At 52.7% G+C, this 20,575-nt stretch carries 20 protein-coding genes and 1 tRNA gene; 8 read left to right on the top strand and 13 right to left on the bottom strand.

The genetic code is table 11. The features are described 5' to 3' along the window. Positions 1 to 56: 56 nt before the first annotated feature. From RHJ80_RS06575 to RHJ80_RS06620, 10 genes are all read right to left on the bottom strand, one after another. Entirely contained in the window at positions 57 to 605 is a 549-nt protein-coding gene (locus RHJ80_RS06575; RefSeq protein ID WP_310800610.1) for a PepSY domain-containing protein, read from the bottom strand. A 51-nt stretch (positions 606 to 656) separates the two neighbouring features. Beyond that, positions 657 to 1,331, bottom strand: a complete 675-nt coding sequence (locus tag RHJ80_RS06580; RefSeq protein WP_310800612.1) for a Fe2+-dependent dioxygenase — start codon at positions 1,329 to 1,331, stop codon at positions 657 to 659. A 128-nt stretch (positions 1,332 to 1,459) separates the two neighbouring features. Continuing rightward, positions 1,460 to 1,681, bottom strand: a complete 222-nt coding sequence (locus tag RHJ80_RS06585; RefSeq protein ID WP_310800613.1) for a hypothetical protein — start codon at positions 1,679 to 1,681, stop codon at positions 1,460 to 1,462. A 138-nt stretch (positions 1,682 to 1,819) separates the two neighbouring features. Beyond that, the gene (locus RHJ80_RS06590) at positions 1,820 to 3,223 is read right to left on the bottom strand and encodes a HAMP domain-containing sensor histidine kinase (protein ID WP_310800614.1); all 1,404 of its coding nucleotides are present in this window, start codon (positions 3,221 to 3,223) and stop codon (positions 1,820 to 1,822) included. Continuing rightward, positions 3,177 to 3,866: a response regulator transcription factor gene (locus RHJ80_RS06595; protein ID WP_149818035.1), complete on the bottom strand. Its 690-nt coding sequence runs from the start codon at positions 3,864 to 3,866 to the stop codon at positions 3,177 to 3,179. The genes RHJ80_RS06590 and RHJ80_RS06595 overlap by 47 nt, the downstream gene beginning before the upstream one ends. A gap of 50 nt (positions 3,867 to 3,916) precedes the next feature. Next, the gene (gene argJ, locus RHJ80_RS06600; protein WP_310800615.1) at positions 3,917 to 5,176 is read right to left on the bottom strand and encodes a bifunctional glutamate N-acetyltransferase/amino-acid acetyltransferase ArgJ; all 1,260 of its coding nucleotides are present in this window, start codon (positions 5,174 to 5,176) and stop codon (positions 3,917 to 3,919) included. Between the two features lie 81 nt (positions 5,177 to 5,257). After that, positions 5,258 to 5,845, bottom strand: coding sequence for a Uma2 family endonuclease (locus tag RHJ80_RS06605; protein WP_206199485.1), 588 nt, complete (start codon positions 5,843 to 5,845; stop codon positions 5,258 to 5,260). A 6-nt stretch (positions 5,846 to 5,851) separates the two neighbouring features. Then, positions 5,852 to 8,887, bottom strand: a complete 3,036-nt coding sequence (gene ppc, locus RHJ80_RS06610; protein ID WP_310800616.1) for a phosphoenolpyruvate carboxylase — start codon at positions 8,885 to 8,887, stop codon at positions 5,852 to 5,854. A gap of 102 nt (positions 8,888 to 8,989) precedes the next feature. Then, on the bottom strand, positions 8,990 to 10,489 hold the full coding sequence (locus RHJ80_RS06615) for a DUF3352 domain-containing protein (RefSeq protein WP_310800617.1): 1,500 nt from the start codon (positions 10,487 to 10,489) through the stop codon (positions 8,990 to 8,992). 26 nt (positions 10,490 to 10,515) lie between these two features. Beyond that, positions 10,516 to 11,520, bottom strand: a complete 1,005-nt coding sequence (locus RHJ80_RS06620) for a phosphoribulokinase (protein ID WP_149818046.1) — start codon at positions 11,518 to 11,520, stop codon at positions 10,516 to 10,518. A gap of 210 nt (positions 11,521 to 11,730) precedes the next feature. On the opposite strand from RHJ80_RS06620, the gene RHJ80_RS06625 reads away from it, so the two are divergent. From RHJ80_RS06625 to RHJ80_RS06645, 5 genes are all read left to right on the top strand, one after another. Then, positions 11,731 to 11,913, top strand: coding sequence for a 50S ribosomal protein L32 (locus tag RHJ80_RS06625; protein WP_024124949.1), 183 nt, complete (start codon positions 11,731 to 11,733; stop codon positions 11,911 to 11,913). Between the two features lie 3 nt (positions 11,914 to 11,916). After that, the gene (locus tag RHJ80_RS06630) at positions 11,917 to 12,090 is read left to right on the top strand and encodes a hypothetical protein (protein ID WP_149818048.1); all 174 of its coding nucleotides are present in this window, start codon (positions 11,917 to 11,919) and stop codon (positions 12,088 to 12,090) included. Positions 12,091 to 12,114: 24 nt separating this feature from the next. Further along, positions 12,115 to 12,897, top strand: a complete 783-nt coding sequence (crtG, locus tag RHJ80_RS06635; RefSeq protein WP_302676412.1) for a 2,2'-beta-hydroxylase CrtG — start codon at positions 12,115 to 12,117, stop codon at positions 12,895 to 12,897. A gap of 71 nt (positions 12,898 to 12,968) precedes the next feature. Continuing rightward, positions 12,969 to 13,754, top strand: coding sequence for a hypothetical protein (locus tag RHJ80_RS06640; protein ID WP_310800618.1), 786 nt, complete (start codon positions 12,969 to 12,971; stop codon positions 13,752 to 13,754). Positions 13,755 to 13,864: 110 nt separating this feature from the next. Next, positions 13,865 to 14,383, top strand: a complete 519-nt coding sequence (locus tag RHJ80_RS06645) for a hypothetical protein (protein ID WP_310800619.1) — start codon at positions 13,865 to 13,867, stop codon at positions 14,381 to 14,383. Here the strand turns inward: RHJ80_RS06645 and RHJ80_RS06650 are convergent. Continuing rightward, positions 14,360 to 16,597, bottom strand: a complete 2,238-nt coding sequence (locus RHJ80_RS06650) for a heavy metal translocating P-type ATPase (protein WP_310800620.1) — start codon at positions 16,595 to 16,597, stop codon at positions 14,360 to 14,362. The genes RHJ80_RS06645 and RHJ80_RS06650 overlap by 24 nt on opposite strands. Before the next feature lie 138 nt (positions 16,598 to 16,735). Between RHJ80_RS06650 and RHJ80_RS06655 the strand changes: the two genes are divergently transcribed. The 3 genes from RHJ80_RS06655 to RHJ80_RS06665 all read left to right on the top strand — a co-directional run bounded on the left by RHJ80_RS06655 (position 16,736) and on the right by RHJ80_RS06665 (position 18,350). Continuing rightward, a complete protein-coding gene (locus RHJ80_RS06655; protein WP_310800621.1) occupies positions 16,736 to 17,335 on the top strand; it encodes a Uma2 family endonuclease in 600 nt (199 codons plus the stop codon). A 94-nt stretch (positions 17,336 to 17,429) separates the two neighbouring features. Then, positions 17,430 to 18,212 carry an ABC transporter permease gene (locus RHJ80_RS06660; RefSeq protein ID WP_206199492.1) on the top strand — a complete coding sequence of 261 codons (783 nt, stop codon included), beginning with the start codon at positions 17,430 to 17,432 and terminating at the stop codon, positions 18,210 to 18,212. Between the two features lie 66 nt (positions 18,213 to 18,278). Continuing rightward, positions 18,279 to 18,350, top strand: a tRNA-Thr gene (locus RHJ80_RS06665). Positions 18,351 to 18,395: 45 nt separating this feature from the next. Here the strand turns inward: RHJ80_RS06665 and RHJ80_RS06670 are convergent. After that, the gene (locus RHJ80_RS06670; protein WP_310800622.1) at positions 18,396 to 19,151 is read right to left on the bottom strand and encodes a sulfite exporter TauE/SafE family protein; all 756 of its coding nucleotides are present in this window, start codon (positions 19,149 to 19,151) and stop codon (positions 18,396 to 18,398) included. Between the two features lie 19 nt (positions 19,152 to 19,170). After that, complete coding sequence (trxB, locus tag RHJ80_RS06675) at positions 19,171 to 20,532, bottom strand: thioredoxin-disulfide reductase (protein ID WP_310800623.1); 1,362 nt, start codon at positions 20,530 to 20,532, stop codon at positions 19,171 to 19,173. Between the last annotated feature and the right edge of the window lie 43 nt (positions 20,533 to 20,575).

Here is a 20,575-nt window from a genome sequence, read left to right on the forward strand (position 1 = left end):
GTTCTTAGGAATCTGAGTAAGCGATCCCCACCATCTAGGCGGTGCTGCTGGCGAGATCACCCGAAGCGCTGACCGAGCATTTTCCAACCCGTTAAAAACATCAGGAGCAAGACGCCACTGAGCGCCAAGATGTAGAGAGGCTTGAAGGCGACACCCAAATAGGCTCCTTCATGGATCTGGAGTAAGACAGCCAGCTGCTGTTTTGGCAAATGCAGCCACTGTTGACTCAAGTGGTAAGCAACTCCTGTGATGGCACTCACCAAAAGCGGCAGCAAGACAACAGTAGCTCCATACTGATGGATGAGTCTCAGGGTGCTGCTTGGCTGAGCTAGCCTGCGGTACTGCTTGAGCCGTCTGGGATTGATTAACCTAAAACCACTGACGGTCAGTACGACCACACCTAACCCCAAGCAGAGCACATAGAGCAAACTGAAGGACTCCCCCAAAAAGGTGCCCGTGTGGATTGTCATCATCAATTTGCCAAAGTCTTTGGATAGTCCTAACCAACTGCGACCCAACCGATAGGCCAATCCGGTACACATCACTAACCCCAAGGGCAGCCACAGCGCGATCGCGACTTGACGATGCAGTTGACGTATTTTCATTCTCGCCCGTCTCCATTCAACTCAGTAGATTCCTGAAAGGAATACCTTGGCTTAAACATCTGCCCATTTGCGCAGTAAATTGGCGTGCACCTTGCAAAGCAGGTCAAACTCAATGGTTTTTCCCTGTTTTTCAAAAATGCTGCGACGAACAGTATCCAGTTCAAACAGCAGTTCTCGTTCCAAGGGATCTCGAACTAAACTTTGCACCCATGTGACTGCTACAAGGCGAACACCCTGACTCAGTGGTTCCACTCGATGCAAAAAGATGGCTGGATACGCAATCATTGAGCCCGCAGACAACCTAAAGGACTGTTCGCCCAAACTGGTATCGAGAACCAAGGCTCCCCCTTCATAGGTACAAGGATCACTCAGAAAGAGGGTGAGGGACACATCAGAGCGACTCAACTGCTCACCGCTACCCATTAGGGCATTATCCATATGGCTGCCATAGACCATGCCGGGTTCGTAGCGGCTAAAAAGGATGGGACGGATGACCTTAGGTTGTACATAGGCTTGGAAGAGATGATTCCTTGTTAAGGCTGCAAGCACGATTTCTGAAGCCAGCGCATACGCTTCACTGTCTTGCGCCAATTGTTGATTGTCTTTAACCGTTCTTGCATAGAGCCCGGCAGTCAATTTGCCATCTACAAAGACCCCTGACTCAAGGATGGCATTTAGGCGATGCAGTTCTTCAGAGGTTAAGACTTGATGGACTTGCAGTAGCATTGGCTCGCTTTCCTAGGGGCTGACCCATAAAGACAGCAACTTGGGGGGAGGAAAAACAAGGTTAACATCCTCCCCGGCCTGAAGGTTGTAGATTCCTCACCTCGGAATTCGGACTTCCTGCTCTAACTTTACGAATGGGAATAGGACCACCAGCGTCGGCGTCGATAACGACCCTCTCCACCTTCCTCGCCTTCGCCCCATTCACCTCCTTCGGCCATCAGGTAAATGCTGGAGCCAATGGTTCGGTTTTTCGTAGCAGCGACAGCAGAAGCACTGGCAGCCGGCGCTGGAAACTCATAGGACACCCCTCCCTCTTCACCACCGGCACTGAGATTGCTGCAACTCGCCATTGTGCTTGCCAATCCTAGGGAGACAAATAGGCAGAGGGCTTTTGAACCGTAACTATTCATAGGTTGCTCCTTGTTCAATGGGCTTTTACCCCATGATTGTGCTCAAGAAAAGTAACAATCTAGGGAAGGTTGCTATACTTAGGAGCGTGCGGGGAGCTTGACTGTAAATGTGGTTCCCTGATGCCGCTGACTCTGGACGTCTACCGTGCCCTCATAGTGCTCAACAAGCGCCTTCACCACTGCTAAACCTAGCCCTGAGCCTTGGGCATGGTACAACTGTGCCTCCTGAGAACGCCAAAAGCGATTAAACACTCGGCAGATGTCTTCGGGAGGAATACCGATGCCAGTATCCTGAACCTCAACAATCGCAAACGCCCCCCTTTTTTTGAGGTTAATGGTTACAGCCCCATGGCTAGGGGTATAGTGAAGCGCATTATCCAAAAGATTGCTAAAAATCTCATAAATTTGTTCAGGATTGCCATAGACATAGGCATTGGTATCACAGTGATAGGTCAGATGAATCTGTTTTTTCTTAGCGCGATCGTACTGTAGCTCAACGAGTGACTCCAATAGCTCATCCAAGTCAAGATTGACCCATTGACTCTGATCAAGTTTATGATGATCCATACGCGCTAAGAGCAATAGCTGATTGATCAAGGTATTCATCTGGTAACAGGCGGATAAAATTACTTTGAATTTATTTGATTGGGATGGTTCAAGATTCTTGGAGTATTGCTCTAGCAAGGAAATCGAAGATTGAATTGCCGTTAGGGGATGTCGCAATTGATGGGAAGCATCTGCAGTGAATTGTTTCAATTGATTGAGTGAAATGAGAATCGGTTGAAGACTTTGATTAGTTAACCAAAATGCTGCCAAAAGCGTAATCATACTAATGCCGAGAATATTTAATAGAAAGATAGATTTTAAGTATTCTAGCTCCCGATCTACCTCAGCGGTTGATTCTATGACACAGACATAGCCAATGGCTTGGCGATGAGGCTCCATTTTGTTTGCTCTGGCATATACCGGCAGAAAGAAATAGCGATATTGATCTTCTTTGACAATTGTTCCAGCGTCAGAAAGATGATTCGGTATACTCACTTTGTCCATCCTTCTGCCTTCATAAACAATTAATTTCCTATCCTTGTCATACCATTGAACACTCTGAGAAAAATGACTGGGGAAGTTTGTCATGACTTCATAGACAGACTCAAAATAATACTTGCCCATTAATTGAGAAACTGTAATTGGTTGCAAGTCTCCTGAAACATTTTTAGGAACATACCCTTTATATTTTGGTTCTTTCTTTAACTCTTCATACTCGTGCTGCAGGATTTCCAAGATATTTGCAGACTGGGTGCCTACTTCTTTTAGATGATCGTCGAGTTGATTGTAGCGGTGATAAACAATCAGAGAGTAAATTGAGAATGAAGAGATAGATAAAATTCCAGTAATCACCAAAAAGTATATAAAAAATAGGCGATGCCGCAGATTGCTAACTCGGCGATTCAAAGTTGGGATTAAGCCGATAGCCAAAACCATAGACAGTTTCAATAAAATTAGGAGGAGCCCCGCCTGCGTTCAGTTTGTGCCGCAGTCTCTTTAAGTGTACTTTAACGGCTTCTTCCCCTGGCACTTCCTCCAATGACCACGCATGATCGATAATTGCTGAGCGGCTAAGGATGCGACTGCCGTTACGCAACAACACCTCCAAAATGGCATACTCTTTGGGGGTCAGCTGGAGCTCTTGGTTGTTATAGGTGACTTTGGCTTTGTCTAGATACAGGGTGAGGGCGCCCCACCTAAGAACAGAGGAAAATGGTAACGACTGACGCCTCAGTAGGGCACGTACCCTGGCCAACAGTTCAGCCAGATCAAAGGGCTTGACTAGGTAGTCATCGGCGCCGGCATCAAGACCCATGACTTTGTCAGTACTGGTATCTCGAGCCGTTAGGATCAAAATAGGCAGCTGGTAGGCTCTCTGGCGAAGGATTTGGCATAGTCTTAGGCCGTCCATGCGCGGTAAGCCCAGATCTAAAATCAGTAGGTCAAAGGCAGTGGCCTCTAAATACTCAAGAGCTGATTCGGCATCATGTACCACTTCAGGGGTGTAGCGCTGATGGGCTAGGGATTCGGCAATTAAGTTGGCGATGGTTTGATCGTCTTCAACAATTAAAATTTTCATTAAGGCCGGCGGCGTGGGGACAGCCCTGTGTTCGTTGCCCAGCTGTAGGACTAGGTGGTGTACTCGGCATTAATTTTAACGTAATCATAGCTGAGGTCACAGCCCCAAGCGACACCTCGACCACTGCCATGACCAATACTGACTTCAATCACCACCGGCTGTTCGAGGGACTGCTGGCCACTGGGATCGCTACTAGCGGCGGCTTGATTGACTAAGTAGGCATTGGCAGCGGCGCGATCGAAGGGTAAGGGTTGACCTTGGCGCATCATGGCAATCCCCCCAAGGGAAATGGCCAGATTACTGGCATCAAAGGGCACCCCAGCGCGGCCAGCAGCGGCGGCAATGCGTCCCCAGTTGGGATCCCGTCCATAGATGGCTGATTTGACAAGCATTGAACCCGCAATGGTTCTGGCCACTTGACGGGCAGCGGCATCATCACTAGCACCACTCACCTGAACTTCAATGAGACAGGTCGCCCCCTCGCCATCACGGGCGATCGCCTTGGCTAAATGGACACAGACCGCCGTTAACATTTCCTCAAGGCGGCTGGCCGCTGCGCCCGGCGCCGTAATCGCAGGGGTGCGCGATTGTCCATTGGCCAAAGCAATCACACTGTCATTGGTGCTGGTATCGCCATCAACGGTAATTTGATTGAAGGAGCGATCGCAGGCACGTTGCAGCATCTCCTGCCACAGAGGGGGCGACACAGCAGCATCACAGGTAATAAAGGCCAGCATCGTCGCCAGATTCGGGTGAATCATCCCTGACCCCTTGGCCATGCCACCAATGCGAATGGGCTGCCCCTCCCATAGCGCCTCAAGGGCAATTTGCTTGGGCACCAAGTCTGTGGTCATAATCGCCCGCGCCGCGGCATCTCCACCTGCATCACTCAAGTTCGCTGTCAGTGTCGGTAGAGCTTGGCGCATTTTCTCAAGAGGAATGGGTTGACCAATGACCCCCGTCGAAGCCACGAGCACCATCTCTGGACTTACCCCCAAGGCCGTTGCCACCATATCTGCTTGGGCGAAAACCGCCTGCCAGCCCTGTTCTCCCGTAGCCGCATTGGCCTGACCGGAATTACACAAAATCGCCTGCGCTGTTCCCTTCGTTTGTAACCGCTGACGACAGTAGGTGACAGGTGCCGCACACATATGGTTTGTCGTAAATACCCCAGCGGCGATCGCCGGCACATCGGAAACAATCAAGGCCAAATCCGGTGCCCCCGAAGCCTTCAGTCCTGCCGCAATGCCCGCAGCTCGATAGCCTTTGGCGGCAGTCACACCACCCGTAATCTGTTGCCAGTGGCTCATAGCGTCGTCAATAAAAGAGTCGTTGCGATTATATCAAGGGTCTTTCCCAAAACAGCCACTATTAACGGTTTTTGCAGAAGTCTAGGGGAAAATACGACTCAAGGGGAGCCGTTGTTCAGTGATCGGCAGGGCGATCGCTCCCGTCGCGGGCACAATTCGCCGATTCAAATACCCAAAGGTTGTCGGTGTAATTTGCGCTGGTTCACTATAGGCTTCGAGAGTGCGATCCACCAAGTTAAAAAGCCAGTAGTGGGGAATCCCTGCCTCGGCATAGAGCATCAATTTCACAGTGCGATCGTACTCTAGGGAAGAGTCCGCCACCTCAATTAGCAATTGCACTGCCGCTGCTGTCGGATGCGCCGTGGCGTAATCATCCTCCCGATTGTCAACAAGGGTAATGTCTGGCTCAGGTTCACTGTGATCTGCAATTACAATCGGCGATTGACAGCGTAGGGTTGCCCGCTCACCCACCATTGGCATTAAGACCCGCAGGAGTCGGGTGATACAGGTTTCGTGGGCTGTCCCCTTAGCCGCCATCTTAATCAGTTCCCCCCGCACTAATTCGATGGGATCATCCTCGCCCAAAAAGCCGAGTTCAGCTAAACGGTGATAGTCCTCAATGCGGAAGTGCAGCGGGGATGGTGTTAATGTGCGAGTCGTCGGGTTCATGATTGTTTAGCCCGTATTGCGCATACCTGCCGCCACACCATTGATCGTCAAGAGAGCGCCCCGCAGCAACTCACCCCGGCCATAGCGGGAGCGGAGAATCGCCCCAGAGGTGGTTTGGCTGTTGTGCTGGCGTAGCCGTTTCAGGAGAGATACTTGCAGGAACCCCAAGGGAACAATGGTGCGATTGCGCAGTTGCACCGATCGCTGGAGCGCCGGATCGCCATCGAGCAGCCGCTCATGGCCAGTAATCGTGAGCACCAGTTCCGTGGTCAGGCGATGTTCCTGAGCAATCTGATCGTAGAGGCGGAAAAAGGCTTCACAGTTTTGGGGTTGGCTGAGTTCTTGGACATAGTAGCGGGCAATCTCTAGATCCACTTTGGCAAGGGTCATCTCAACTTTGGAGATCACCATGCGGAAAAAGGGCCATTTGTAGTAGAAGTAGCGCAACAGGGAGAGATGCTCAGCGGGTTTTTCCTCAAGGAATTCCTTCAGGGCAGTGCCCACACCATACCAAGCCGGCAGTAGGAAACGGGTTTGCGTCCAACTAAAGACCCAAGGAATTGCCCGCAAACTCTCAAGGGTTTTCTTACCTCCCCGCCGCGTGGGTCGGGAGCTAATTTGCAGTTGGCTAATTTCTTGAATCGGAGTAACTTCGTTAAAGAACTCAATGAATTCTGGCTGCTCATAGATGAGATGACGATAGCATTGGCGCGATCGCGTGGCCAACTCCTCCATAATCTCGTGCCAAGGCTCAATTTCATCAATACTACTGCGCAGCAAACTCGCTTGGATCACCGCTGTCGCCACTGTTTCGAGGTTAAAGAGCGCCAATTCCGGCAATGAGTATTTAGAGGCCAGCACCTCGCCCTGCTCCGTAATCTTGATTCGTCCTTTGATCGTTTGCTCTGGCTGTGCCAAAATGGCTGCGTAGGCAGGCCCACCCCCCCGTCCCACAGAGCCACCCCGGCCGTGGAAAATCCGCAGTTGGAAGCCAAAGTTTTCAGCAATTTTTTGTAGCCGTTGCTGTGCTTTATAAATTTCCCAGTTGCTGCTGAGGAAGCCCGAATCTTTGTTGCTGTCGGAATACCCCAGCATCACTTCCTGTAAAAAGGGAGTGCTATGACTGCCTAGATAGCTGTGGCAAAAGGGGAGAGAAAATAATTCCGTCAACACCGCTGGGGCGTGCTTGAGATCCTCAACGGTTTCAAACAAGGGAATGGCCTGAAGGGTACTTGTCCCGGTAGCTGGGTCGAATAGCCCCGCCTCCTTGGCAAAGAGGAGCACCTCCAACAGATCGCTGACCTCGTGGCTCATGCTGATGATGTAGGTATTGCACAAATCCGTGCCAAACTCTTGCTGAAGTTGCCGCACCATGCGGAACGTTTCAATGATTTCATTGGTGCGATCGCTAAAGGGGAGTTCCCCCGGAATCAAGGGGCGACGGGTTGAGAGTTCACTGAGGAGCCAGCGAGTGCGTTCCGTTTCCGACAATTCCGTATAGGGACAGGGGAGAATGCCCAAATAGGCGGTAATTTCATTAAGCGCCTCAGCGTGACAGGTGCTTTCTTGGCGAATATCCAAGGCTGCCAAATTAAAGCCAAAAACCTCGACTTGGCAAATCAAATCATCCAGTTCGCGGCAGGCCAGTCCCGTTTCCTTGAGGTTGCGCTGAATTAGCAGCAGCTCCGCTAAAAAATCTTGACCATGGCGATAAAATTGACCACTGTTGAGATCTTCGGCCTCATGGCGGCGAATACAGTAGGTTTGCAGCGCTCGGTTGCGATCGCGGGTATTTTGCAGCCGTTTGAGCACATAGGTGAGTTTCAGACGGTAGGGTTCCTGCCGATAGCGCACGGCATACTGGTCATAGACGCTAGGGAGTTGCCGTTGATCCTGCTCAAGGGAATCCAGTAAATCCGGCAGCACATCACACCAGTGCAGGGACAAGCTCAGCAGATTAATCAACCGCTCAACGGATTTAATATATTCCTCAAGAACTAGGTTGCGCTGATAGCAGGCGGTTTGCCACGTTACTTCTGGTTTGACGTAGGGATTGCCATCGCGATCGCCCCCCACCCAAGAGCCAAAGCGACAGAAATTGTGCCGCGGGGGCTGCAAATAGGGAAATGTTTCATGGAGCGATTGCTCAAGGCGGCGATAGAGCTTGGGAATGACGGCAAAAATCACCTCTTTGAAGTAGTGGAGCGTGTATTCCACCTCATCGAGAACCTCTGGCTTAAATTGGTGCAGTTCATCGGTGCGCCACCAGAGGCGAATTTCTTCCATCAGTTGTGCCCGCAGGGTTTGGGCATTCCAGTCTGTCAGGTGCGGAGAAGCCCCCTCTAGCACATCCAGTTGCTCGAGTAAGCGGGCAACCCGCCGCTGCTTATCGCGAATCGTTTGCCGCACAATCTCTGTCGGGTGAGCGGTGAAGACCAGCTTGATGTCGAGTTGATCCAGCAGCTTTTGAATATGGCGCGGCGGTACATTCAGTGTATGCAGCCGCGGAAAAAGCCAAGCAAAGGAACCATACTGCTGAGTGGCGGGAATGGCTTCGTAGAGACTATGCTCTAGGCGTTCACTCGGTCCACTGCGCACGTCCGTTGCATTGGCAGCATGATGGGGCAAGGGAAAGCCTTCACCACTGACACCGGAAATCGGTTCACTCATGACACTGCGGCGGCACAGTCCCTCTTGGGCAGCTCGTTCGCGATTGTATTGTTGCTCGTAGTGCTGCTCGACAATGTTGATAATTTGAAAGTAGAGGTTAAAAGCACGCGCTGCTCTGATCGCTTGATTGAGTTCGAGGGATTCAATGACCTTGAGCAGTTCCCCTTCTGGGGCATGGAGCGCATGGCCTTCTGGCGAAGAGAGGGCACCCAAGCGCCGCAACAGATCAACCAATTCTTGACCGGATTCTGCCGCCAAGACATCTACCAAGACCTCTTCCACCAGTCGCAAACGTGCCTGTAGGGTGCGGGCTGCTAAACTTTCACTTTCAATCAAGCGATCGCGAGTGGTCGCATCGAGGACTGATGTCATATTTACCCCAGTCTGCAAACATAATACTCCCTACTTTACCCAATCCTGAGCCAGGGCAGTACAACAATTGATAACAGGCGTATTAAGGATTTGTTAACAGTTCTAATCTTTTTTGCTGCTGAGAATCAGTTCTAGGTGTTGCAAGCGATCGCGCACGCCATAATTCACCAAAGTCATGCTTTGCAGACGTTCCAGCCAGCCGGCACTGATGCCATTGAGATACTGAAGTAGCGGCCAACGCTGGCTCAAGGGAGCAAATAGCTCTGGCCAACGGGCATAGACCAACCCACGAATCCCTTGCCGCTGTCGCAGGAGGTTCTCCGGCAGCCAAGACACCTTTTTATGCTGGCTAGGGAACAGTACCGATAGGGAGGAGGCCAAGATCAGGCGATCGCCCCGTTGCTCATAGGCCGCGGCCACATCAGAGACCAAGCCTTCACTGGTCTGTGGGTCAAGAATTAATTTCACCCAAGCAGTGACGGGTTCTTTATTCAAGACCAAGCGATTCACCTCATAGCCATTGGCTCGGGCAAGATCATCCAATTGTTGCAGCACAGTTGCCGCCTCTGGGGTATTGCGCGTCTGCCACCACCATTGCCACTGTTCATCGCCTTGGCGCCAAAGGGCAAGGCTAAAGCGATCGCTGGCCAAGGGAAAAATTTGCCTCGTCACGTCCAGCGGTATCTCTGCCGTCAAATCCCGCAGCAGTTGGCTGGCAATCTCATCCCCTTGGGGCGTTCTGCCAAAACGGTAATCCGCCAAAGCCTCAGTGAGTTGGCTATAGCCCTCTGGCAAGTGGGAACCCGCAACCACCACCGTCGGCAGCGATTCTTGGGCACGGCGGAACTCAAGGTCAAGGGGATCAGCAGCCAATGTCGGATCACTGGTGCGGTGCAGCAGCGTTTCCAGATGCAGCTCGTTGTTTTGCGCCTTCACGGCCAACAGCAGGCGATCGTAGGTGGGTGCCAGTTCACGATCCTCACGACTTAGGGATTGCAGGTTGGCATAGTAGAGGGCCGTAGGTTGAGCGTCTAATTGAGATCGCGCCGCTTGATAAAAGCTCAAACCCGCCAGATTGCCATCCGCGGTTACTGCTGACCCCAAGCTAGCGATCATGGTCTCCACATCGGCAGCGAGGAGCAGGCGATCGCCCAGCCGTGCCGTCACCAAGTCCTTACCCACTTGGAGGGGGATATTTTGATAGACTTGCGCCTCAAAAGGATGGCTCTGCCAGTAGGTCTCTAAGAAAGCCGTTGCTGCATCTGGCCGCTTCAGGGGCAGAATCCACAACTGCCGCGGAGATGGACACACTTCAGGACAGGGGAACTGGGCAACCGTCACCCCCTCTCCCACCCAAGTACTGACCTCAGACCACGACCAGCCCCAATCAGCCAGTTGGGATACCCCAAAACGCTCCCACAAAAAACGCAACGGATCGCTACTGGGACGTTGATTGAGCTTGAGGACACTCTGGGCTTGGCGGGGGACAAAGATCAGGTCATCGCTATCGGCAGCGAAGGCTGGCTGGCCACAGGTGAGAACCAACCAGCAGAGGATAAAGACCAAAAACGATGACCATAGCGATCGATGGTGCGGTTGCATCAGTGCCCTCAATGTGGCAGGCCAAATTAGCGGTTGGTGACAGTGGCCACATCCCGCGAGGTCAAGCGCTCATAGGTCGCCCGCATTTTCAGCCCCGTCAGCACTTGGAACAGACCCGAACCATTATCGGAACCCGGATAGTCACGGTGCTTCAGCAGCAGTTCCGTCATTTCACCATAGTGCTTGGTGGAGGTATTGCTCAGGTGGCTTTCGATGTAGATCAGTTCATCGAGTTTTTCAAAGCGACCGTCCACTTCTAACACCGAAACGGGGTGACCATAGTATTCATCAGGCCCGTAGCTGAGGCGGATGCCCGGATAAGAGCAGGTGAGCTTACGACCGCAGGGAATCCAAGTAATCGTGGAGCCTTCATCAAAAAGATAGACTGGCTCAAAGCCGGGGATGCCTTCCCGTTGCAGCATCCGTACCCGCAGGATATTGCCGACTTTTTCCTCTTTGACCAACTGGGTCGGCAGAATTTGCAAGACCACGTCAGCGTACTGCTTTTGGGGATCGATATAGGCCATGAAGTCGGGGCGACGGGCATTGATGGAGGCAATCACGTCTTCGTAGCTGTGACCCCGCTCGGCCATGTCGCGCTTGATCTTCCAAGCAATTTTTACATCGTCGCTGATGTCGAGATAGACACTAAAGTCAATCAGCGATCGCACCCGTTCATCGTAAAGGGGATGCAGCCCTTCAATCACAATCACGTGGTTGGGATCAACCCTCTCTGGCGGGTCAATCGTCCCCGTTTCGTGGTTGTAGATGGGTTTCATGATTGATTCGCCATTTTTGAGAGCTTTGATCTGCTCATACATCAGATCAAAGTTGTTGGCGCGGGGATCAAGAGCCGTAATCCCCGTTTCTTTCCGCTGCTTGCGATCCAGACTGTGATAGTCATCCAAGCAAATCACAGTCATAAACTCTTCGCCAAACAGATCGGCCAGTCGGCGCAAAAACGTTGATTTACCACAGCCGGAGTCTCCAGCAACGCCGATGAGAACCACACGGTCTGGCTTACTGCTCATAGCTGACGATTCCCTTTGCTCGTAGAAGTGGACATCCCCTGATGGGGTGGTTCAGTATTCCCTTACTGATATTACAAGGGTGGTGTCCCTCTGTGATAGTTTTTTGGGCAAAAAGAGGAACATTGCCCTCCATAGGGGGGAGCGGTGGTTGCCCTAGGGAAGCGTTTGGGATACACTAGTAGATTGCGAAAGTTAGTCCTAGGGATCATCATGGCCTGCCCCAAGAAGAAAACCTCGAAGTCCAAGCGTAGTATGCGTCGTGCGGTCTGGAAGCGCCAAGCTGCCCTTCAAGCGCAACGTGCCCTTTCCATTGGCAAGTCTATTTTGACCGAGCGCGCCCAAGGCTTCTACTTCCCTGAAGCTGAAGAAGAAAACGAAGACGAACAGGAGTAATCCATGGCCACTCCCACGGAGCCAAGCCGCACCCCAAAACTGGAAACCCCCAAGTACGGCTTTAATACCTTTGCTGAGCGGATCAATGGTCGTGCTGCTATGGTCGGTCTTGTGGCTCTTTTGTTATGGGAATATTGGACAGGAGAGGGCTTGCTCCACTGGTTGGGCTGGGTCTAGGGGACGCATTTAGCACTTGTTTGCATGATTCCCTACAACCTCAGTGACCCCCGCCTCTTTGGCATTATGGTTGGGGTCATGTTTTTGATGGTGGTCAGCCGCCTCGTGCTGGTGGCCGGCTTTTTTTCACTTGTATATGTGGTGGCTCGCTGGACGCCCCTGAGGAAACGGCGGGTCAATTTGCGCCCCTACCAGCGGGGACAGTTTTGGCAGGAGTTTGGCTGGTCGTTGGTGACAGCGGCTATTTTTGCATTGGCGGGGGCGATCGCCGCAGTGATGTGGCAGCGGGGCTGGACAGCGGTTTATCTGGAGTTAAATTCCCTCTGGGACTACATTTACTTTCCCTTGAGTATTGGCCTTGTGCTGCTGCTCCACGAAACCTATTACTATTGGCTCCATCGCTGGATGCACCAACCGAAAATTTATCGCCGTGTCCATCGGGTGCATCACCATAGCATTGTGGCCTCGCCTTGGACGGCCTTTTCATTTCACCCGTGGGAAGCGCTTCTACAGGCCATTTTCCTGCCGCTGATTATTGTGCTTGTGCCGCTGCACCCCTACGCGATCGTGATTCAGCTCAGCCTGATGACGGTCTCCAGTGTGATTAACCATTTGAATTTAGAGATTTATCCCCGTGGCTTTGCCGAGCATTGGTTGGGACAGTGGTTGATTGGCGCCACCCACCACAGTTTGCACCATAGTCAGTTTCGCTGTAACTATGGCCTCTATTTCACCTTTTGGGATCGCTGGCTGGGGACAGAGAGCCGCGATTACCTTCCCCTGTTTCGCGATCGCACCCAAGGCTAAGGCAACGATGAATTCTGCATAGGCCAATCGGCAAAGGCGTAGGACAGTTCGTCTAGTTCAGTGGCAGTGAGATGGTCAAGGCACTTTCCTTTCCGATGATGGCGGAGCGGCAACATCCTTTAATTCAGCCGCTACTCACTTGGTCTGATGAAGCACTGATCAAAGCCTTTCAGGAGGAGCGCGATCGCGGCTGCTACTTTGTTGCTCTGTATTGTCGCTATGCCGCCCTTGTCTATAGTGTGCTGCAACACCACGGGCGATCGCCCGTACAAGTGGACTATCTGTTTGCTAAGGTGTGGCATGGGCTATTTTTTAGCCTTGACCGTTTGGAATTTACTCCTGAAGGGGTGAAAATTGGCGATGAGGAAGCTCGCTCCCTGCGCAATTGGATTATCAACCGCACCGCTACCCTGATTCAAGAGGAACTCCCCGGCATTGAGCACATTACCTATGTCCTGCAGGATGCGCCACCGCCCCTTTGGTGCTACTTAGAAGCCAGCCTTGCCTACTTGAGTCCCCTGAGCCGTCTCGTGCTAGTGACCACCCAAACCTTTCACTGGAGCCTTGAGCGCGTGCGCGCCTATTTAGAAGTTCAAGGGGAAACCTACAGCCTTGAGGAACTCAACCAGCATTTAGAAGAGGGGCTAGTACGCATCGCGGCGTATCTGCCGCCGGATATTCGCCAAATTTACTTAATGCCCGATCTCGCTTCAGAGGAATCCCCCACCGTTCAACCCACTCTCGAAGAACTCTTTCCCAATAGCGTTGAGGAAGTGGGCACCCACCTTGAGAGTAACCCGACGGACGCTAGTATTGATAACCTACTGGCAGAGTGGGAGCGGATTCTCTCCAGCTAAGATTATTTTTCCACAGATGAATCTCACAACGATCTGGGATGCCCCCAAGACCGTCCCTTGTATGCTAGACTCAATTTGTTGAGAAAAATTTCTAACAAGGTCTGACGTTCATGGGTCTGGGTGTTATTGATTTGCCGACATTTTGCCTTGAGGGCACTGTCGAAGAAGTCTTTTATAAGAAGGGACGACCCAAAGTCGTGATTCTAAAAACCGCCACAGGAACGGTCTGGATTAAGCTAGAAAAGTCCCTGCGCTGTGAGTTAGCGCAACCCCCCAAGGTGGGCGATCGCCTGCGGTTAGAGGGAATGATCAGCGATAAGTACGATGGCTGGGTCAAGCAATACAAGGCCAGTCATTTAGAATTTTTAGCAACGGCTCAACCCTCAGCGGCAAAGCGTTCTCAGCCCTGTAAGGTGCTCATTTGTCAAAAATCCTCCTGCTGTCGGCGGGGTGCCAAGGAACTCTGGCAAGAACTAGAGGCACAACAGCTCCCCATTGCCCTGAAGGCGACGGGCTGTATGGGGGAATGCAAACGGGGACCCGCAGTGGTTGTCCTGCCCCACAAGAAACGGCTGACCCGCGCCAATGCCCAACAGATTCGCGAGCTAGTTTGCTCGACTGAGGCTTAGGGAATTCAGGACAACGGCAATCGAACTCACAGCCATACAAGCGGCAGCAATTCCGGGGGTGAGACTAAGGCCCCATAGGGGTAATCCAACACCGGCTGCAAGGGGTAAACCGACGATATTGTAGGCCACTGCCCAAAGAAGATTCTGCTGAATTTTGCGGAAGGTGGCGCGGCTAAGGCTTAGCACAGCGAGCACATCCTCTAGATGATTGCGGGTGAGGATAATATCCGCTGCTTCAATGGCCACCTCTGTACCCGTACCAAGGCTAATCCCCACCTGAGCTGCCGTTAGAGCTGGCGCATCATTCATGCCATCCCCGACCATGGCCACGGTTTTGCCTTGGGCTTGCCAACCTTCAATAAGAGCCAGCTTTTGTTGCGGCTGAAGATCGGTGTGCAGATGCGTTGGCGGTAGGCCAAGAGGTTCTAGGAGTTGCTGTGCGGCTTTGGCCGTGTCTCCCGTCAGCACATGGATCGCATAGCCTTGGGCTTGCAGGGCTTGAACGGTGCTCACTGCCTCTGAGCGCAGGCGATCGCGAAAGGTCACAACGGCAATCAACTGGCGATCGCAGGCCAAGGCCACATGGGTTTCCACTTCTAGGGAAGGGCAGTCAACCCCCTGATCACGCAGCCAACTGAGGCGACCCGCCTGATAGTAATGCCCCTCAATCCAACCGCTGATCCCCAGTCCGAGGGCAGTTTCCACCTCTGTCACCGTTGCTAGCTCTGTTGTCTGGCCGGTCGCAGCCCACGCCTTCTGAATCGCCACTGCAAGGGGATGGCGACTCTCGCGCTCTAAACTGGCTAGCAGATACAGCACCTCTTGAGAGGAGTGATCGCCATAGAGGTTGATCTCGGCCACTGCCAGTTCACCGGTCGTCAGTGTGCCCGTCTTATCAAACACAATTGTGTCCAACTGCTGACTGCGCTCAAGAACATCACCACCTCGAATAATTAAGCCTTTGGCAGCGGCGTGACTGGTGCCCACAAGCAGCGCGATCGGGGTGGCAAGGCCAAGGGCACAGGGACAGGCAATCACCAGAACACTCAAGGCTAGCTTTAAGGGCAATAGGGGTGTGCTATTGGTCATTTCTGGGAAGAAATGGGGGGCGATCGCGCTCCAAAAGAGAGCCGTTGCTGCCGCCAAGGCTAGCACCCCATAGCCAAAATAGCCGGCCACCCCATCCGCCATTTGCTGCACCGGTGCTTTGCGATTTTGTGCCTGCACCACGAGATCTAGAATCTGCCCCAAAAATGAGGCACGACCACAGCGTTCCACCCGTAGGGTAACGGCAGCACCAACATTGCAACTGCCCGCCAGAACGGATGCCCCCACCCCCTTGGCCACCGGTAGAGATTCCCCTGTGAGCATGGATTCATCCACCAGGGTTTCCCCGGTCACAATCGTGCCATCGGCAGGAAAGGGTTCTCCAGCATCTACCCACAGCCAGTCCCCGACTTGGATACGACTGACGGGAATGGGCCAGCGATCGCTAGCGGTCAAACTGGGTTGCCATAGCGCCTGTTGTGGCTGAAGCGCAAGGAGGGATCGCAAGTCCCGTTGTGCCTGTTGACGTACCCGTTGCTCCAGCGATCGCCCCAGCAAAATAAAGCCAAGGATCATCACCGGTTCATCAAAGAAACACGCCCAGCCCAAGGCCGGCCAGAGCCACGCCACCGTACTCGTGAGGTAAGCCCCCAAGGCGCCAAGAGCCACCAGCGTATTCATATTCGGGCGACGTTGGAACAGGCCCATCATTCCTTCCCGCAGAATCTCCCACCCCGGTAGGACAAGGGCAATGGTTGCTAGCCCCCAATGCCAGATCATTGCCTCTAACATGGGCCAGTGCCCCGGCAGCAGATCAATCCCGTGGCCGACACTGGAGAGAACAAGGAGCACAAGGGCGATCGCCAACCTTGGCAAAGAGGTTTCCTCAGAGGCCGTGGGCAGTTCCAAAAGGGCATTGGCTTCTGCGAGGGTGGCTTGAAAGCGACCTTGGTTTAGGCTCTCGACAATGGCGCTGGGGGTCGTCTCAGCGGGGGAATAGGTGACAACGGCGGTTCCCGTGACCAGATTGACTGCCGCAGCATCTACGCCCGGCTGCTCTTTTAACTGATTTTCCAGCGATCGCACGCAGCCAGCACAACGCAAGCCGCTCACCCGCAGGATGGCTACCTCAGGGGCGTGAGAATCAACACTTGAACTTAGGGACACGTCGCACCCTCTCCAAAAAGGACTACGTTCAATCTCCTAACTGCGTCCCCACCGCCTATTGTGGCACGTTGGCTTTGCGATGTCAGGGAAAGGGCGAGCTATCCTAAAGAAGTGAGGTTTTCACGAGAAATACAGAGAATGGTGACTGCCAAGGAGACGGGCGATCGCTATTTCACACCAGAAGAATACTTCGCGTGGGAAGAGCAGCAGTTAGAAAAGCATGAGTTGATTGATGGTTACGTGTATGCGATGGCGGGTGGTACAAGAAACCACAGCGATATTGCTGGTAACTTTTTGTTAATTATTAAATCCCACTTACGGGGTAAAGGCTGCAAAACCTATACTTCTGATTGTCGCGTGAATATTTTTGAGACATCGAATTTTACCTATCCCGATCTGAGTGTCACCTGTGACGATCGCGATCGCCAGAGTCCCTTTTTCATCACTTATCCCTGTCTCATTGTGGAAGTGCTCTCACCCGCCACCGAAGCCTACGATCGCGGCAAAAAGTTTGATCTCTACCGTCGTAACCCCAACCTCGTGGATTATGTGCTCGCTAGCTCAGAGGAAATGGCGATCGACATTTACCAGAAAAATGAAGTGGGGGATTGGTTGCTGCGCTGCTACCGCGCGGGCGATCGCGTTGAGTTGAGGAGCATTGACCTCAAAGTGCCTATTGAACAGTTTTATGAAGACGTTGACCTCTCTGCCCCCGCCATAGATACCACTGCTCCGTGAAACAGCAAGCGGCTCTCCCTATGAACGCCGAGGCTATCGAAAAAGCAAAATTGGGTATTCTTTGAGAGGAGAGTAAATTCAAGGGGTACCAGACATGTTGCCGTTAACGGTGAGTCGCCTCTGGACAATTAGCCGTAATGTTTTCAATGAAACCCTGCGGGAGCGGGTTCTTTACGTCACTGCTGTTTTTGCCATTGGCCTAGCCTTAGCGGTTGTGATTTTGGGACAGGTGTCAGCAGGCACCCAAGACAAAATTAGCCTTGATGTGGGAATGGCCGGAATTTCTCTCTTTGGCTTGCTGATTGCGGCCTTTGTCGGGGGTGGTCTGCTCAATAAAGAGATAGAAAAGCGCACGATCTTAGTGATGTTGGCGAAACCCATCAGTCGCGCGGAATTTATTATTGGCAAACATTTGGGCCTATCGGCGGTTCTGCTGGTACTGGTGGCACTGATGACGCTGATTCTGTTTATTCTGATGAGCTTGAATCAGTTTGCCTATCCCGCTGGCCCTTTGATGGTGACCTCTTTCTATATTGCGCTGCAACTCGCCCTCTTGACGGCAGCCGCTTTGCTCTTTGGCAGTTTCACCAGTTCATTGATTGCCACGCTGTTAACGGTGGCACTGTACTTTATGGGGCACTTTAGCCAAAACTTGGTGATCCTCAGCCAAAAGATGGAGAGTGATGCCGTACGGCAACTGATGCAGTTTCTCTATCTGATCTTTCCCGATTTATCCCGCTTGGATTTTAAGAATACAGCGGTCTATGGCATGCTGCCCTCTGTACCGGAACTCGTGGCCAATGCCTTCTATGGCGTGATTTATACGGTAGCACTGCTGGCGATCGCCACTTGGATTTTCTCTCGTCGCAATTTTTAGCAAAAACTCGCAGCCAACTGTGCAATTGTTCCCCCAATGGGCTATGATAAAGCTCTGGGAATTTTTGCCCGTGTAGCTCAGTGGTAGAGCACACCCTTGGTAAGGGTGAGGCCACGAGTTCAATCCTCGTCACGGGCTTTGTTTGGCAAATCTCAGGGCATTTTCCATCTCTGGTGGGGTAGTTTATCGCTGTCGCAACCAGTACATGATCGCCAGCACAACGGCCAAAAGAACCACAATCCGACGGAACAGCAGCGGGTTAACCGCACGGGCAAATTTACCCCCCAAAAGTCCGCCAACAATGGTAGCGATCGCCATCCCCAAAGCAGCAGGCCACACCACCTCCCCAGACACAACAAAAAACGCCGCTGCGGCGACATTGATCCCAAAAGCCAACATTTGCTTCAAGCCATTGAGGCGCGTCAAGCTTTCCCCGAGAACAATGCCCAGCACGGCGAGTAGAATCACACTCACCCCCGCGCCAAAATAGCCGCCATAGACCGCCGCTAGAAACACAAGAGGAATGGCTCCCACTTCAGATACGGCTGGCGTACTGATCCGCTGCAGCAACCAAGCCCGCACCTGCTCCTGAACCCCCAAGAGGACGGCGGCCAAAAGCAGCAAATAGGGAATCAAGGCATTAAAGAGTGCCTCGTTGGTGTGCAACAGTAACATTGCCCCTGTGATGCCCCCGGCCACCGCACTGGGAAAGAGCCAACCAAGGCGCCGTTGCTGACCCTTCAGATCCTGCCGTTGCGCCACTGTCGCCCCCAAGTAACCGGGTACCAAAGCCACCGTGCTCGTGAGATTGGCAACCACTGGCGGCAAGCCGATCGCCACCAAGGCAGGAAAACTAATCAGTGTTCCCCCACCGGCAATGGCATTGACAAAGCCCGCCGCCAGACCTGCAACGGTCAGCAGTCCGATCCCGCTGATCATGCCCTTGACTAGCTAGAGCCTAAGCAAGGTAGCGTTGGATGGTCTCGCGGTACTGACTCTTGGGTTTCATCCCCACGATCACTTCTAGGAGTTCTTTGTTTTTGAAGAGTTGAATCGTGGGTGTACTGGTAACCCCTGCTTGCTCGGCGATCGCGCTATCTTCAGTAATGTCAATTTCAATCAGCTGCACCTTGCCGTCAAACTCCTCGACCAGTCGATCCAAAATCGGCTTGAGGGTGTGGCACGGGCCACAGGTGGGCGAGACATATTTCACCAGCAGCAGGCGATCGCTCTCGTGAAAGAGTTTGCGCAAGGCATAGCTACCCCGATGCTTAATGGCATTGGGATCAAACGCCTGTTCTGGAGATGTCGTAGGCTTCGCCGTTTCTGCGGGTTTGGTCTCGGTTTCCGTTTGGTGGAACTCCTGAATTAGCCCCCGCGCAGAGAGCCAGCGTTCGGCATCAAGGGCAGCCATACAACCACTGCCTGCCGCTGTTACTGCTTGGCGGTATTCATGGTCTTGAACATCCCCTGCGGCAAAGACCCCTTCCACATTCGTTTGTGTCCCGTGGTGGGTGACGATATAGCCCACACTATCCAATTCCAGAAAATCTTTGAAGAGTTGGGTGTTGGGGGTATGACCAATGGCGTAGAATAGGCCGCGCACCGGCAGGACGGATTCTTCCCCTGTGGCTTTATTGATAATCCGCAGACCCGTCATTAAATTGCCATCGCCAAGGATTTCCCGTGCTTCAGTTTGCCAGTGAACCGTAATTTTAGGATTGGCAAACACGCGATCCTGCATCGCCTTACTAGCGCGCATTTTGTCACTACGCACAAGAAGATGGACGTGGGAGCCATATTTAGTGAGATAGACTGCTTCCTCCGCCGCACTATCACCGCCGCCAATCACCGCCAACTCGACATCCTTGAAAATTGGCGTTGCCCCATCACAAATGGCACAGGCGGACACCCCCTTGGTCCAATACTGCTCTTCGCCGGGGAGATGGAGTCGTTTGGCCGTGGCACCCGTACAGATAATGACGCTGTGGGCATAGACCTGCCGCTCTGCTGAGCTAATGAGAAAGGGGCGTTGACTAAAATCCACCTGAATCACATCTTCAGTGACCATTTCTGTACCCCAGCGCTCTGCTTGCGCCTTCATCCGTGCCATCAGTTGCGGCCCTTGAATGCCTTCCGGAAAGCCGGGAAAGTTTTCCACTTCGGTGGTGGTCATGAGTTGTCCCCCCGGCAGCCCCCCAATTTGATAGCCTTCAAACATAAAGGGCTTGAGGTTGGCGCGAGCGGCATAGATGGCTGCTGTGTAGCCCGCAGGGCCAGAACCAATAATGACAAGGTTTTCAATCCGTGGCGGTGTCATGGCTAAAACAAACTCGAAACGACTATGAGTTATTTGATTTTAG

The organism is Thermosynechococcus sp. QS41 (assembly GCF_031583515.1).
GTDB lineage: Bacteria > Cyanobacteriota > Cyanobacteriia > Thermosynechococcales > Thermosynechococcaceae > Thermosynechococcus.